Origin of the sequence: Bradyrhizobium brasilense, from assembly GCF_029714345.1 — a bacterium.
In the GTDB taxonomy this organism is placed as follows: domain Bacteria; phylum Pseudomonadota; class Alphaproteobacteria; order Rhizobiales; family Xanthobacteraceae; genus Bradyrhizobium; species Bradyrhizobium australafricanum.
Map to the genome: position 1 here is coordinate 1,037,659 of NZ_CP121669.1, position 13,956 is coordinate 1,051,614.

The 13,956-nt window shown below is 66.1% G+C and carries 12 protein-coding genes; 10 read left to right on the top strand and 2 right to left on the bottom strand.

Features of this window, described 5'->3' with window-relative positions; genetic code table 11:
* Nucleotides 1-246 precede the first annotated feature (246 nt).
* From ugpB to QA635_RS04720, 10 genes are all read left to right on the top strand, one after another.
* Nucleotides 247-1,485 carry a sn-glycerol-3-phosphate ABC transporter substrate-binding protein UgpB gene (gene ugpB / locus QA635_RS04675; protein WP_229189698.1) on the top strand — a complete coding sequence of 413 codons (1,239 nt, stop codon included), beginning with the start codon at nt 247-249 and terminating at the stop codon, nt 1,483-1,485.
* A 228-nt stretch (nt 1,486-1,713) separates the two neighbouring features.
* Nucleotides 1,714-2,661, top strand: coding sequence for an aminoglycoside phosphotransferase family protein (locus QA635_RS04680; protein ID WP_283067313.1), 948 nt, complete (start codon nt 1,714-1,716; stop codon nt 2,659-2,661).
* 247 nt (nt 2,662-2,908) lie between these two features.
* Nucleotides 2,909-4,531, top strand: coding sequence for an ABC transporter substrate-binding protein (locus QA635_RS04685; protein WP_283067315.1), 1,623 nt, complete (start codon nt 2,909-2,911; stop codon nt 4,529-4,531).
* A 7-nt stretch (nt 4,532-4,538) separates the two neighbouring features.
* Complete coding sequence (locus QA635_RS04690) at nt 4,539-5,552, top strand: ABC transporter permease (RefSeq protein ID WP_283067317.1); 1,014 nt, start codon at nt 4,539-4,541, stop codon at nt 5,550-5,552.
* Nucleotides 5,553-5,555: 3 nt separating this feature from the next.
* Nucleotides 5,556-6,455 carry an ABC transporter permease gene (locus QA635_RS04695; RefSeq protein ID WP_283067318.1) on the top strand — a complete coding sequence of 300 codons (900 nt, stop codon included), beginning with the start codon at nt 5,556-5,558 and terminating at the stop codon, nt 6,453-6,455.
* Nucleotides 6,456-6,552: 97 nt separating this feature from the next.
* Entirely contained in the window at nt 6,553-8,379 is a 1,827-nt protein-coding gene (locus tag QA635_RS04700) for a dipeptide ABC transporter ATP-binding protein (RefSeq protein ID WP_283067320.1), read from the top strand.
* Nucleotides 8,380-8,474: 95 nt separating this feature from the next.
* Nucleotides 8,475-8,654, top strand: coding sequence for a DUF4089 domain-containing protein (locus QA635_RS04705; protein ID WP_283067321.1), 180 nt, complete (start codon nt 8,475-8,477; stop codon nt 8,652-8,654).
* Between the two features lie 7 nt (nt 8,655-8,661).
* Entirely contained in the window at nt 8,662-10,065 is a 1,404-nt protein-coding gene (locus QA635_RS04710; protein ID WP_283067322.1) for an AtzE family amidohydrolase, read from the top strand.
* An 83-nt stretch (nt 10,066-10,148) separates the two neighbouring features.
* Complete coding sequence (hpxZ, locus tag QA635_RS04715) at nt 10,149-10,541, top strand: oxalurate catabolism protein HpxZ (protein ID WP_283067323.1); 393 nt, start codon at nt 10,149-10,151, stop codon at nt 10,539-10,541.
* Between the two features lie 13 nt (nt 10,542-10,554).
* A complete protein-coding gene (locus QA635_RS04720) occupies nt 10,555-11,274 on the top strand; it encodes a GntR family transcriptional regulator (RefSeq protein WP_057019483.1) in 720 nt (239 codons plus the stop codon).
* A gap of 55 nt (nt 11,275-11,329) precedes the next feature.
* Here QA635_RS04720 and atzF read toward each other — a convergent pair whose 3' ends face one another.
* Nucleotides 11,330-13,159: an allophanate hydrolase gene (gene atzF / locus QA635_RS04725; RefSeq protein ID WP_283071473.1), complete on the bottom strand. Its 1,830-nt coding sequence runs from the start codon at nt 13,157-13,159 to the stop codon at nt 11,330-11,332.
* A gap of 194 nt (nt 13,160-13,353) precedes the next feature.
* Nucleotides 13,354-13,884 (bottom strand): MarR family winged helix-turn-helix transcriptional regulator, encoded by a 531-nt coding sequence (locus tag QA635_RS04730; protein WP_283067326.1) that lies wholly within the window; start codon nt 13,882-13,884, stop codon nt 13,354-13,356.
* Nucleotides 13,885-13,956 lie beyond the last annotated feature (72 nt).

Genomic DNA, 13,956 nt, shown 5'->3' on the forward strand with positions numbered 1-13,956 from the left:
TGAATTGTGTCCAGGGCGGGAAGAAAAGGTTCAACGCATTTTTAGCAGAATGGCGCTGGTTCGCCATCGGCCAAACGTTAAATCCGCGGTGCAACCTGCGGTGTAGGTTGAATCTGCGGTTGTAGCGCCTTATGAGGGCGTGTTGGCATCCGGGAACGGCTCGTCGTGAAGTTCGCTTTGAAGCTCCTGTACCTCGTCGTCGCGGCTCTTCTGCTTGTGTCGCCGGCGCGGGCGGCCACCGAGATCATGTGGTGGCACGCGATGTCGGGCGAGCTCGGCAAGCAGCTCGAGAAGCTTGCCGCCGATTTCAACGCCTCGCAATCCGACTACCGGATCGTGCCCGCCTACAAGGGCAACTATACCGAGACCGTTACCGCGGCGATCTTCGCCTTCCGATCGCGCAGCCAGCCGGCGATCGTTCAGGTCAACGAGATCGCGACCGCAACCATGATGGCGGCCCGCGGCGCGATCTATCCGGTGTTCGAGCTGATGCGCGATCAATCCGAGGCATTCGCGCCGTCGGCCTATCTGCCCGCGGTGGCCGGCTACTATGCCGATGTCGACGGCAACATGCTCTCGTTCCCCTTCAATGCCTCGACGCCGATCCTCTACTACAACAAGGATATGTTCCGCTCCGCCGGGCTCGATCCGAGCGTGCCGCCGAGAACCTGGCCGGAGCTCGGCGTCGTGGCCAAGCGGCTGCGCGCGGCGGGCGCGATGTGCGGCCTGACCACGTCGTGGCCGTCCTGGATCAATGTCGAGAATTTCTCCGCCTTCCACAATCTGCCGATCGCGACCAAGGCCAACGGGTTTTCCGGGCTCGACGCCCAGCTGATCTTCAACAATCCGCTGGTGGTGCGCCACATCGCGCAGCTCGCGCAATGGCAGGCTGACAAGACCTTCGACTATAGCGGCCGCGGGCAGGCGGCCGAGCCGCGCTTCCAGAAAGGGGAGTGCGGCATCTTCATCGGCTCGTCGGGCACGCGCGCCGACATCAAGGCCAATTCCAAATTCGAGGTCGGCTACGGCATGATGCCGTACGAACCCGACGTGCAGGGCGCGCCGCAGAACTCGATCATCGGCGGCGCGACGCTGTGGGTGCTGCGCGACCGGCCGCGCGCCGAATATGCCGGCGTGGCGAAGTTCTTCGCCTATCTGTCGCGGCCGGAGGTGCAGGCCACCTGGCACCAGAACACGGGCTACCTGCCGATCACCCGCGCCGCATTCGATCTGACCCGCGCGCAGGGTTTCTACGATCGCAATCCCGGCGCCTCGATCTCGATCGAGGAGGTGACGCTGAAGCCGCCGACCGACAATTCGAAGGGCATCCGCCTCGGCTCGTTCGTCCTGATCCGCGACGTGATCGAGGAGGAGCTCGAGCAGGTGTTCGCCGGCAAGCGGTCGGCGCAAGCCGCGATGGACAACGCCGTCGAGCGCGGCAACCGCCTCTTGCGCCAGTTCGAGCGCGCCAATCCGGACCGGTGAGGGGGCATCCAGACTGCCCAACTGTTTCTCCGTCATCCTGAGAGGATGTGAATGTATCGCTCGCAAGCGGCGCCACACACTCAGGGTCGTCCTGGCGAAAGCCAGGACCCATTACCCCGGCTGCTCATCGTTGCGCGAGGCTAGGGCCGCGATCCCGCTTACAATCAAATTCGGTGGTTATGGGTCCTGGCTTCCGCCAGGACGACAGCGTTGAGAGGCCGCGCGCGAATGCATCTTCCGCTCCTCACCGGCTACGACAGCTACCGTGCCTGGCGCAGCGACACGTCGCGCTGGCTGCCGGTGGCGCGCGATATTGCCGACGGCCACGGGCTGTCGTGCGTCGCGCCGCATGTGTTCTCGACCGGCACTAACCTCGTCGTCGGGCTGGACGATAACCTGATCCTCAAGCTCTTCCCGCCGTTTCTGCGCCCGCAATTCGTGTCCGAGCGCGGCGCGGTTGCCGAGTTGCGCGGATGGCTCGGCATTCCGATTCCCGACCTTGTCGCGGAGGGCGAGCGTGACGGCTGGCCGTACCTCGTCATCACCCGCCTGTCTGGCACCGTCGGCTCGGAGGTCTGGCCATCGTTGTCGGAAGCCGAGCGCGAGCGCGTGCTCGCCGAGATCGGGGCCGTGATTGCGGAGGTGCAGCGCGTGCCGCCCGGCAGCCTGCGCGCGCTCGAGCCGCGCTGGGAGGCCTTCATGCGCGGGCAGATCGCGCAGTGCCGGGCGCGGCACGAGCGGCTCGGCCTGCCGGCGAAATTCCTCGCCGGGCTCGATGATCTGCTGCGTGACGCCGCTGAGTTGATCCCGATGAACGCGCCGCCGGTGATCCTGACCGGCGAATACATCCCGGAGAACTTTCTGCTCGGGCGCCGGGCCGACGGCTGGCACGTCGCCGGCCTGTTCGACTTCGGCGACGTCCGGACCGGATGGGGCGAGTACGACCTGCTCGGTCCCAGCGCCTTCATGGCCGCCGGGCATCCGCGCCGGGTGCGCAGCCTGTTCGACGGCTTCGGCATCCCGCGCACTGATGTGACGTTCACGCTGAAGCGGCGGCTGATGGCGCTGCTGATGCTGCACTCTGCCAGCGATCCGCTCCGGCACATCTGCATCGACGGCTGGCCGGACCGGGTCGATGACTTCGTGCAATTGCAGGAGCTGATCTGGCCGGATTAGCGCTCTTCAGCGCGCGACCTCCATTGCCGGCCACAAAGCGAGCAGGAGTCATTTCATGCTCATCTATTGAGCATATAGCCCGTCTTTGTATGCAATTGGCGATCTGAGAGCTTGCCCGACCGGGATACCGGTCGACGTTTTACCTCGCTCCGGCAAGGCATTAGCAGGACATAAGGTTTCATTAAGGGTTGGCACAATCCTTGCGATCTGAGTTCCAAGGCCGTTTCCCAAGGCGTTGGAGCATCACATGAAGCGTCGCGACTTCCTCAAATCGGTGTCCGGACTGGCAGCGGGCGCCTTGGCGCCGACCGCGCCCGCGATCTGGTCGCCGGCCAAGGCTGATGCGCGCTCCGAGACGCTGCTGATCGTCTCCGAAGGCGGCCCCAACAATCTCGATATCCACGGCGTCGGCACCAACGTGCCGGGCTACGAGGTGTCTTGGAATTGCTACGACCGGCTGATCAGCCACGAGATGAAGAGCGGTCCGGGCGGCGTGCCCTATTACGATCGCGACAAGTTCAAGCCCGAACTCGCCGAGGACTTCAACATCGGCGACATGTCGGTCACCTTCAAGCTGCGCAAGAACGCCAAATTCCATGACGGCACGCCGGTGACGGCGAAGGACGTCAAATGGTCGCTCGACCGTGCCGTCTCGGTCGGCGGCTTTCCGACCTTCCAGATGAGCGCGGGCTCGCTGACCAAGCCCGAGCAGTTCGTCATCGTCGACGACACCACGGTGCGCGTCGACTTCCTGAAGAAGGACAAGCTGACGATCCCCGACCTCGCTGTGATCGTGCCCTGCGTCGTCAACTCCGAGCTGGTGAAGAAGAACGCCAGCGAGAAGGATCCGTGGGGCCTCGAATTCACCAAGCAGCAGACCGCGGGCTCCGGCGCCTACAAGGTGACAAAATGGACCGCCGGCACCGAAGTCGTCATGGAGCGCAACGACGAGTGGGTCTGCGGTCCGATGCCGAAGATCAAGCGCGTGATCTGGCGCATGGTGCCGCAGGCCGGCAACCGCCGCGCGCTGCTCGAGCGCGGCGACGCCGACATCTCCTACGAGCTGCCGTTCAAGGATTTCCAGGAGATGAAGGCGAACGGCAAGCTCAACGTGGTCTCGCTGCCGTTCTCCAACGGCATCCAGTATATCGGCATGAACGTGACCAAGCCGCCGTTCGACAATCCCAAGGTACGGCAGGCGATGGCCTACGCGATGCCGTATCAGAAGATCATGGATGCGGTGCTGTTCGGTCTCGCCAACCCGATGTTCGGCGCGGCCAAGGACAAGCCGACCGAGGTCGCCTGGCCGCAGCCGACCAAGTATTTCACCGACATGGAGAAGGCCAAGGCGCTGCTCACTGAAGCCGGCTACGCCAACGGCTTCGAGACCACGATCTCGTTCGACCTGAACTTCGCCGGGGTCAACGAGCCGCTCTGCGTGCTGGTGCAGGAGAGCCTCGCGCAGCTCGGCATCAAGACCACGATCAACAAGGTGCCCGGCGCCAACTGGCGCACCGAGCTCACCAAGAAGGAAATGCCGCTGTTCACCAACGTGTTCTCGGGCTGGCTCGATTATCCCGAGTACTTCTTCTACTGGTGCTATCACGGCAACAATTCGATCTTCAACACGATGAGCTACAAATCGCCCGAGATGGACAAGCTCATCGACGGCGCGCGCATCGCCGCCGCGAATGGCGACACCGCCGCCTACGACGCCGACGTCAAGGGCTTCGTCGATCTCGCCTTCGCCGACATCCCGCGCATCCCGCTCTATCAGCCCTTCGTCAATGTCGCGATGCAGAAGAACGTGACAGGCTACCAATACTGGTTCCACCGCCGCCTCGACTATCGCGCGATGGCGAAGGGGTGAGGCGCTCATGCTTGCGATGATCGGCAAGCGGCTGCTGTTCGCGATCCCCTCGCTGATCGGGGTCGTGATCGTGACGTTCCTTTTGACGCGCGCGCTGCCGGGCGATCCCGCGGCGTACTTTGCTGGCCCCGCGGCCACCAAGGAGGCGGTCGACCAGATCCGGAAGAAGCTCGGCTTCGACAAGCCGCTGATCGAGCAGTTCGTGCGCTACACCACCGATCTCGCCCACGGCGATCTCGGCACGTCGCTCACCACGGGCCAGCCGGTGGCGGCCGAGCTGCGCAATCGCCTGCCGGCGTCGGCCGAGCTCACTCTGCTCGGCCTCGTCGTCGCCATCGTGATCGCGATCCCGCTCGGCGTGCTGGCGGCGACGCGGCCGGGCTCCTGGATCGACCATCTCTGCCGCGTCACCACCACGGCCGGCGTGTCGCTGCCGGTGTTCTTCACCGGGCTCGTGCTGGTCTATCTGTTTTATTTCCGGCTCGGCTGGTCGCCGGCGCCGCTCGGCCGGCTCGACGTGTTCGCTAGCGCGCCGCCGACGGTCACCGGCTTCTATCTCATCGACACACTGATCGCGCGGGACTTCGAGGCGTTTCGTTCCGCGCTCAGCCAATTGATCCTGCCGGCGGTGACGCTCGCGATCTTCTCGCTGGCGCCGATTGCGCGGATGACGCGCGCCTCGATGCTGGCGGTGCTGGCGTCCGACTTCGTCCGCACCGCGCGCGCCAGTGGCCTGTCGCCCGGCAAGGTGATCGTCACTTACGCCTTCCGCAACGCGATGCTGCCGGTCATCACCACGCTCAGCATGGTGTTCTCGTTCCTGTTGGGCGCCAATGTGCTGGTGGAGAAGGTGTTCGCCTGGCCCGGCATCGGCTCCTACGCGGTCGAGGCGCTGATCGCATCCGACTTCGCGCCGGTGCAGGGCTTCGTGCTGACCATGGCGGTCATGTACGTGCTGCTCAATCTGGTGATCGACATCCTCTACGGCGTGATCGATCCCCGCGTCAGGCTGGAGGGCTAGAGCATGAGCACCGTAGCTCCAACCGTCGAACCCGCAGGACCCGCCCGCACGTCGGGGCTTGCCGCGGCGTTGGAACAGACCCGCTACGTCTTGAGCGAAAACAAGGTCACCGGCTTCGCCTTCGCGCTGCTGGTCCTGATCCTGTTTGCCGCGTTGTTCGGGCCGTACGTCGTAGCGTACGACCCGCTCGCCTCCGACACCGCGGCTGCATTGAAGCCGCCGTCCGCCGCGCACTGGTTCGGCACCGATCAGCTCGGCCGCGACATCTTCAGCCGCGTCATCGTCGCAACGCGGCTCGACACCTTCATCGCGGTCGCCTCCGTTGTGCTGGTGTTCCTGATGGGCGGGCTGGCCGGCATCGCCGCCGGCTATTTCGGCGGTTGGACCGACCGCATCGTCGGCCGCATCGCCGACACCATCTTGGCGTTTCCGCTGTTCGTGCTGGCGATGGGCATCGTCGCGGCGCTCGGCAACACCGTGCAGAACATCATCATCGCGACCGCGATCGTGAACTTCCCGCTCTACGCCCGCGTCGCACGCGCAGAAGCAAACGTCCGCCGCAATGCCGGCTTCGTGCAGGCGGCGCGGCTGTCCGGCAACGGCGAGTACCGCATCCTGCTCGGGCACATCCTGCCCAACATCATGCCGATCATGATCGTGCAGATGTCGCTGACCATGGGCTATGCGATCCTCAACGCCGCGGGCCTGTCCTTCATTGGGCTCGGCGTCCGGCCGCCGACCGCGGAGTGGGGCATCATGGTCGCCGAGGGCGCGGGCTTCATGGTGTCGGGCGAGTGGTGGATCGCGCTGTTCCCGGGCCTGGCGCTGATGATCGCGGTGTTCTGCTTCAACCTGCTCGGCGACGGCCTGCGCGACATCGTCGACCCGCAGCGGAGGACGTGATGTCAGTCTCAGTGCGGTGCCATGTTACTGCTTCGCTGCTTTGCATGGGGTTGTTTTGCGGATTTTTGGATGACGCACCCCATGAGGGGAGGTGCGCATGACCGCCCAGCCGCTGCTCGACGTCAGCGACCTCACGGTCGAGTTCACCACCCGCCGCGGCATCGTCAAGGCGGTGCAGCACGTCAACATATCGGTCGGCAAGGGTGAGACCGTCGGCATCGTCGGCGAGTCCGGCTCCGGCAAGTCGGTGACCTCCTATGCCGTGATGCGTATCCTCGATCGCGCCGGCCGGATCGCCGAGGGCTCGGTGATGTTCTCCGGCATCGACGTCAAGTCGGCCTCGGAGAGCCAGATGCGCGATCTGCGCGGCCGCGAAGTCTCGATGATCTTCCAGAACCCACGCGCGGCGCTCAATCCGATCCGCAAGGTCGGGCACCAGATCGAGGATGTGCTGCGCCAGCATGTGCAGCAGGCGCAGGTCACCGATCGCGGCGAGAAGGCGATCGAGGCGCTGGAGCAGGTCAAGATCGCGCGCGCACGCGAGCGCTACCACGCCTATCCGTTCGAGCTGTCCGGCGGCATGTGCCAGCGCGTCGTCATCGCGCTGGCGCTGGCCTGCAATCCGCAGCTTCTGATTGCCGACGAGCCGACCACCGGGCTCGACGTCACCACCCAGAAGGCGGTGATGGACCTGATCGTCGAGCTGACCCGGCGCCGGGCGATGTCGACGATCCTGATCACGCATGATCTCGGCCTCGCCGCCGCCTATTGCGACCGCGTCGTGGTGATGGAGAAGGGCCGTGTGGTCGAGACCGCTGTCTCGGCCGACATCTTCGCCGCGCCTCGGCACGCCTACACACGGAAGCTGATGCGCGCGACGCCGCGGCTCGGGGTGTCGCTGCGGGATCTGTTGCCGGAGGAGGATTCGCTTGCCTCTCCCCGCGTGCGGGGGGAGGCCGACACGCTCGGCAGCGCACTCGCGCGCCAGAGCGTGGCGGGTGAGGGGGACTCTCCACGGGCCGTGCCTGCGGATGCGGCCCCTCACCCCAACCCTCTCCCCGTAAAGAACGGGGAGAGGGGGCGGGTGGAGCCCCTCCTGTCAGTCGAAAAGCTCGTCAAGGAATACCCGCGCCAGGGCGTGGGCGGGATGCTGGCAAAGTTGTTCGGGCGCCAGCCGCCGGTCGAGGAGGAGACCTTCCGTGCGGTTGACGGCATCAGCTTCTCGATCGATCATGGCGAGAGCGTCGGGCTGGTCGGCGAATCCGGTTGCGGCAAGTCGACGACGTCGATGATGGTGATGCGGCTGCTGGATCAGACCTCCGGCCGCATCATGTTCGACGGCGAGGACATCGACGGGATCACGCCGCAATCCTTCGCGCGATCGCCGCGGCGCAGCCAGATCCAGATGGTGTTCCAGGATCCGACCGACAGCCTCAACCCGCGCTTCACCGCGGCGCGCGCGATCGCGGATCCGATCATGCAGCTCGGCGACATCCGCGGGCGCGACGCGCTCCGCACCCGCTGCGAGGAGCTCGCGCGGCTGGTCGGCCTGCCGGTCAATCTGTTGGACCGCTTCCCGCACCAGCTCTCCGGCGGCCAGAAGGCCCGCGTCGGCATCGCACGCGCCATCGCGCTGCACCCGAAGCTCGTCATCCTCGACGAGCCGACCGCGGCACTTGATGTCTCGGTGCAGGCGGTGGTGCTCAATTTGCTGCAGGACCTCAAGCAGTCGATGGGCATGAGCTATTTGTTCGTGTCGCACGACCTCAACGTCGTGCGCCTGCTGTGCGATCGCGTCATCGTGATGCGCGCCGGTCGCATCGTGGAGCAGGGCACCTCCGAACACGTCTTGGGCAATCCGCAGGATGCCTATACAAGGGAGCTGCTGACGGCGATCCCGCATCCGCCGCTGCCGGTGTCTTGACGCATGATCCGGAAAAGTGGGGACCGGTTTTCCTCGCGACAAACGCGGAACGCGTTTGCGCGGAGATCATGCGCAAAATCGTTATTGGGAGCGAAATGACTGATCATCTCGACGACTATATGAACGCCGTCGCGCGCGCGATAGCGTTGCCGCTGGAGGACGCCTGGCGTCCGGCGGTGCGCGCCAATCTCGACGTCTCGCTGCGGCTGGCGCGGCTGGTCGATGACTTCCCGCTGCCCGACGACGTCGTGTCGGCCGCCGTCTATTCGACCTGAGATCGCGATGTCCGAAACTCCCGCTTCCATGTCGGCCGCCGAGATCGCGCAAGCGGTATCGAGCCGCAAGATCACGGCTCTTGCCGCGATCGAGGCTGCGCTCGCGCGGATCGCAGCGCATGACAAGGTCCTCAATGCCTTCACCGACGTCACCGCCGATCGCGCGCGTGCCAGGGCCAGCGCGGTCGATGCCGCGATCGCCGCCGGTCAACCGGTCGGCCCGCTCGCCGGCGTTCCGTTCGCGGTGAAGAACCTGTTCGATGTGCAGGGTCTTCCGACCCGCGCCGGCTCGAAGATCAACCGCGACCTGCCGCCGTCGCCGCGTGATGCGACGCTGATCGAGCGGATGGAGGCGGCCGGTGCGGTGCTGGTCGGCGCGCTCAACATGGGTGAATACGCCTACGACTTCACCGGCGAGAACGTGCATGACGGCCCGTCGCGCAACCCGCACGATCCGGCGCGGATGACCGGCGGCTCCTCCGGCGGCTCGGGCAGCGCCGTCGGCGGCGCGCTGGTGCCGATCGCGCTCGGCTCCGATACCAACGGCTCGATCCGCGTGCCGTCGTCATTCTGCGGCACGTTCGGTTTGAAGCCGACCTACGGCCGGCTGTCGCGCGCGCGGTCCTATCCGTTCGTCGCCAGCCTCGATCATCTCGGCCCGCTGGCGCGCAGTGTGAAGGACCTCGCGCTCGCCTATGACGCCATGCAGGGACCAGATGCCGATGATCCGGCCTGCATTGTGCAGTCGGTCGAGCCGACCGTGCCGTTGCTTGCCAATGATATCGGCGGGCTGCGGGTTGCGATCGCTGGCGGCTATTTCCAGCAGAACCTGTTTCCGGAGGCGGCAGAGGCGGTCGCGCGCGTCGCGAAGGCGCTCGGTGCCACGCGGACCGTGGAGCTTCCCGAAGCGGCGCGCGCCCGTGCCGCGGCCTACATCATCACGACCACCGAGGGTGCCGCGCTGCATCTCGATCGCCTGCGCAAGCGTCCCAACGATTTCGATCCGGCAGTGCGCGACCGTCTCATTGCGGGCGCAATGATCCCGGCGGTCTATGTCGACAAGGCGCAGAAATTCCGCCGCTGGTATCGCGCCAGGGTGCTGGAGCTGTTCCAGTCGGTCGACGTGATCCTGGCGCCGGCGACGCCGTGCACCGCGCCGAAGATCGGCCAGGCCAGTTTCACGCTCGACGGCGTCGAGCTTCCGGTGCGCGCCAATATCGGCATCCACACCCAGCCGATCTCCTTCATCGGCCTGCCGGTGGTCGCCGTGCCGGTGCCGCTTGAGCCGATGCCGATCGGCGTGCAGATCATCGCGGCGTCCTGGCGCGAGGACGTCGCGCTGCGGGTCGCCTACGCGCTGGAACAGATGGGCGTTGCGGCCGCGTCGGCGCCGAGAGGGATCGGCGGATGATCCGGAAAAGCGGGAACCGGTTTTCTCCCTCGCGACAAACGCGAAGCGTTTGCGCGGAAATCATGCGCAACTAAGAGGAAGCCATGGATATCGATCTTCCCGACGTCGTCGCCGAGGTCGCCGCGCAGTTCCAGCGATATGAGAGAGCGCTGGTCTCGAACGATGTCGCGGTGCTCGACGAGCTGTTCCGCGACGACCGCCGGACGCTGCGTTACGGCATTGGCGAGAACCTCTATGGCTATGCCGAGATCATGGCGTTTCGCGCGGGACGCTCGCCGGTCGGGCTGATGCGCAAGATCGAGCGGACCGTGATCACGACCTATGGCCGCGACACCGCGATCGCCTCGACGCTGTTCTACCGGGACACCGCACCGGGCAGGGTGGGGCGGCAGATGCAGACCTGGATTCGTTTCTCTGAGGGCTGGAGAATCGTCGCGGCCCATGTCAGCGTCATCGATGAACCCAAAGGTGCTTGAAGGGCGCTTGAGGATGAGCCTGGAAGATCTGCCGCAGGGCGCAGAATCCGAGATGACGGTGCGCCGCATCGACCGTCCGTCGTCGCTGGTCGACAAGGTCACCCGCGCCGAGGAATTGCGGCTGCAACTCGCCGACGAGATCGTGCGCGGCACGCTGCCGCCGGGGGCCGGGCTCGATGAGACCGACCTTGCGCGGCGCTTCAACGTCTCGCGCACCCCGGTGCGCGAAGCGCTGCGGCAGCTTGCCGCCAGCGGCCTGATCGATGCCCGCGCGCATCGCGGCGCCGTGGTGGCGCGGCCCTCGCTTGAACGGCTCACCGGCATGTTCGAGGCGATGGCCGAGCTGGAAGCGATCTGCGCCGGCCTCGCTGCCGAGCGAATGACGGCGGCGGAGCGCCACGCGCTGGAAGCGATCCACGAGGAGTTGCGGGTGCTGAGCTACACCGGCAATCCCGAGCGGTTCCACGAGGTCAATGAGCGCTTCCACAACGCGATCTATGCCGGCTCGCAGAACGCCTATATCGCCGAGATCACGCTGGCGACGCGGGTGCGCGTGCAGCCGTTCCGCCGCGCCCAGTTCCGCAACCTCGGGCGTTTGGCAAAATCCCACGCCGAGCACGACCGCGTCGTCGTCGCTATCATGCGCGGCGACAAGACAGGCGCCGCCGCGGCGATGCGCGCCCATATCGAGCAGGTGCGCGGGGAATACGAGACCTACGCGGTGTCGGTGTAGCTTCTTCTTACCTCGCCCCGAGAGAGCGGGGCGAGGGAGCGCACCGCCGGAGCGGCTAGGCTTTCGCCCTCTCCGCCATGAACGCGCGCCAGCCGCCATAGGATGAAATATCCTTCGCGCCGTTGATCGCGGCGGGCTCGACAATGAAGCCCTTGGCCTGCCGGCCGTCGGCGAGCCTGATCGTGCCGATCGACAGCGGCGGCGGAATCGCGGCGACGAATTTTCCGAATGCTGCCGGTGACATCGCCCACAGCTCGAGCTTGATCGATGCGCCGGCACCGGCCTCGATGCGCAGCATGCCGGGCTTCGGCGGCGTGGTGTCGAGTGCGTAGAGCCTGTAGTCCGGCGCGGTGACCGCTTCTTCCAGCAGGCGCGCATCGAGCGTCGTCAACTCGTGGTTCAGCGCCATGCCGGAGAGATGTGCGCCGACCACCGCGATGGTGATGTCGTCGGAGCCGGCCTGCGTCGGTGTGGCGGTGAGCGGCGGCTGCGGAAGTGAATTGGCGCCGAGCGCCAGTCCGGTGTCGGCGTGAAACACGCGGCCGATGCCGGCAAGCTGGGCGTCGCGGCCGGCGGGGGCGAGCAGCGTGATGCCGAACGGCGCGCCGTCGGGCCGCATCGCTGCCGGCAGCGCCAGGCCGCACATGTCGAGCAGGTTGACGAAATTGGTGTAGGTGCCGAGCCGCGAGTTCAGCTCGATTGGATTGGCGAGCACGTCAGCGGTGGAATAGACGGTCGGGGCGGTCGGCAACACGATCGCATCAAGCGATGCGAGGCTGCGCTCGGCGACGCGGCGCAGTGCCTCGAGGCGGTACAGCGCCGAGAAGGTGTCGGCAGCGGTGGGGCGCGATCCGCCGACGGTGATCTCGCGCGTCACCGGATGAACCGCCTCGGGCGACGACGCGAGCAGGTCGCGGATGACTAGATAGCGTTCCGCCACCCACGGACCCTCATAAAGCAACCGCGCGGTCTCGAAGAACGGCGCGAGGTCGAACGCGACGAGATCGGCGCCAAGCGCCTGCCAGCGCTTGCACGCCTCGCCATAGGCCTTCTCGGCCTCATGATCGCCGAAGAATTTCAACTGGCCGGTTTGGGGAATGCCGAGCTTCAGCTTGGCCGGAAAGCTCGCCAGCGGGGCCAGCGCCCGGTCGCGCGAATACGGATCGGACTGATCGGGCCCGGACATGACGGCGAGCGCGGCCAGCGCGTCGTCGACGGTGAGCGAGAAGATCGAGACGCAGTCGAGCGTGCGGCAGGCCGGCACGACGCCGGTGGTCGAGATCAGCCCGAGGCTCGGCTTGAGCCCGACGATGTTGTTGAGCATCGCCGGGACGCGGCCGCTGCCCGCGGTGTCGGTGCCGAGCGCAAGCGGCACGAGGCCCGCTGAGACCGCGACCGCGGAGCCCGAGCTCGATCCGCCCGGCACCAGATCGCCGCGCACCGGGTTCCTGGGAATGCCGTAGGGCGAGCGCACGCCGACCAGACCGGTGGCGAACTGGTCGAGATTGGTCTTGCCGATGATGATGGCGCCGGCCGCACGCAGTCTGGCGACGGCCGTAGAGTCCTGTGCGGGCAGATACGAGAACGCCGGGCAGGCGGCGGTGGTCGGCAGGCCCGCGACATCGATATTGTCCTTCACCGCGACCGGCACGCCGTAAAGCGGCAACGTCGGATCGGCGAGCCGCTCGGCCTCGGCAAGCGCATCCTTCTCATCGCGCAGGCTGATGAAGATGGCGGGATCGTTGTGCTCGCGGATGCGCTGGTAGCTGCGCGCCACGGTTTGGGCCGGCGTCATGGTCCCGGCGCGGTGCGCGGCGACGATCGCGGCGACAGTTTCAGTCACGTGCTTGGCCTCATTCGTGTGCGGGGAGGCGTCGGATGCCATCCGCAAGGGAATTGCAGCCTGATCGAAGCAAGCAATGTGCCATTGTGTACAATTCACCTGCGTCCGTCGCGCGGCGGATTATTGCACAATATCAGTTGCTTGAAGCGCTCGTCGGGAATGGGCTCGGGCCGGCTTGAGAGAGTATCTGCCCAATTTGTAGGCAGGTCTGGTCAAGCCGAAATCTCGTCGCGAGGTCAGGTGAAACAGGCGAGGATCTGCAGCAGTTGTTTGCGGTTTTCCTTGCCGATCTTCTCCGCGACATGCCGCTCATGCTCGGCGGCGAGCCGCTTGAACTGCGCCAGCGCGGTCTTGCCGCGCGCCGTCAGATGCAGCGCGTGGGTGCGGCGGTCGGTCGCGGAGGGGACGCGGCTGACGAAGTCGCGGTCTTCCAGGCTGTCGAGCAGATGCACCAGCCGCGCGCGCTCGATCCCGAGCCGCTTTGTCACCGCCATCTGGCTGAGGCCCGGATTGGCCCCGATCACGGTCATCACCGAATACTGGGTTGGGCGGATATCGACCGTCGCCAGCGTCTTGATGAAGTCCTGAAAGATCCAGAGCTGGAAGCGGCGCACCGCATAGCCGGCGTGACCGACCAGCGCGTCGAGGCCGATGTTGTCGCCGGCGTCGCCGTTGGGCGCCCCGCCATTTGCTCCATGCGACCGGGGGCGGCGGATCGCCGCTGCCGTTCCTGCCGCCTTGCGCGATGTCTTTTGCTGGCTCGCCATGAGCTCAGGCTAGCGCGCCCAAGGCGAGAGGGAAAGATTGTTGTTGACGACAACAATTGATGTCCGCAACAT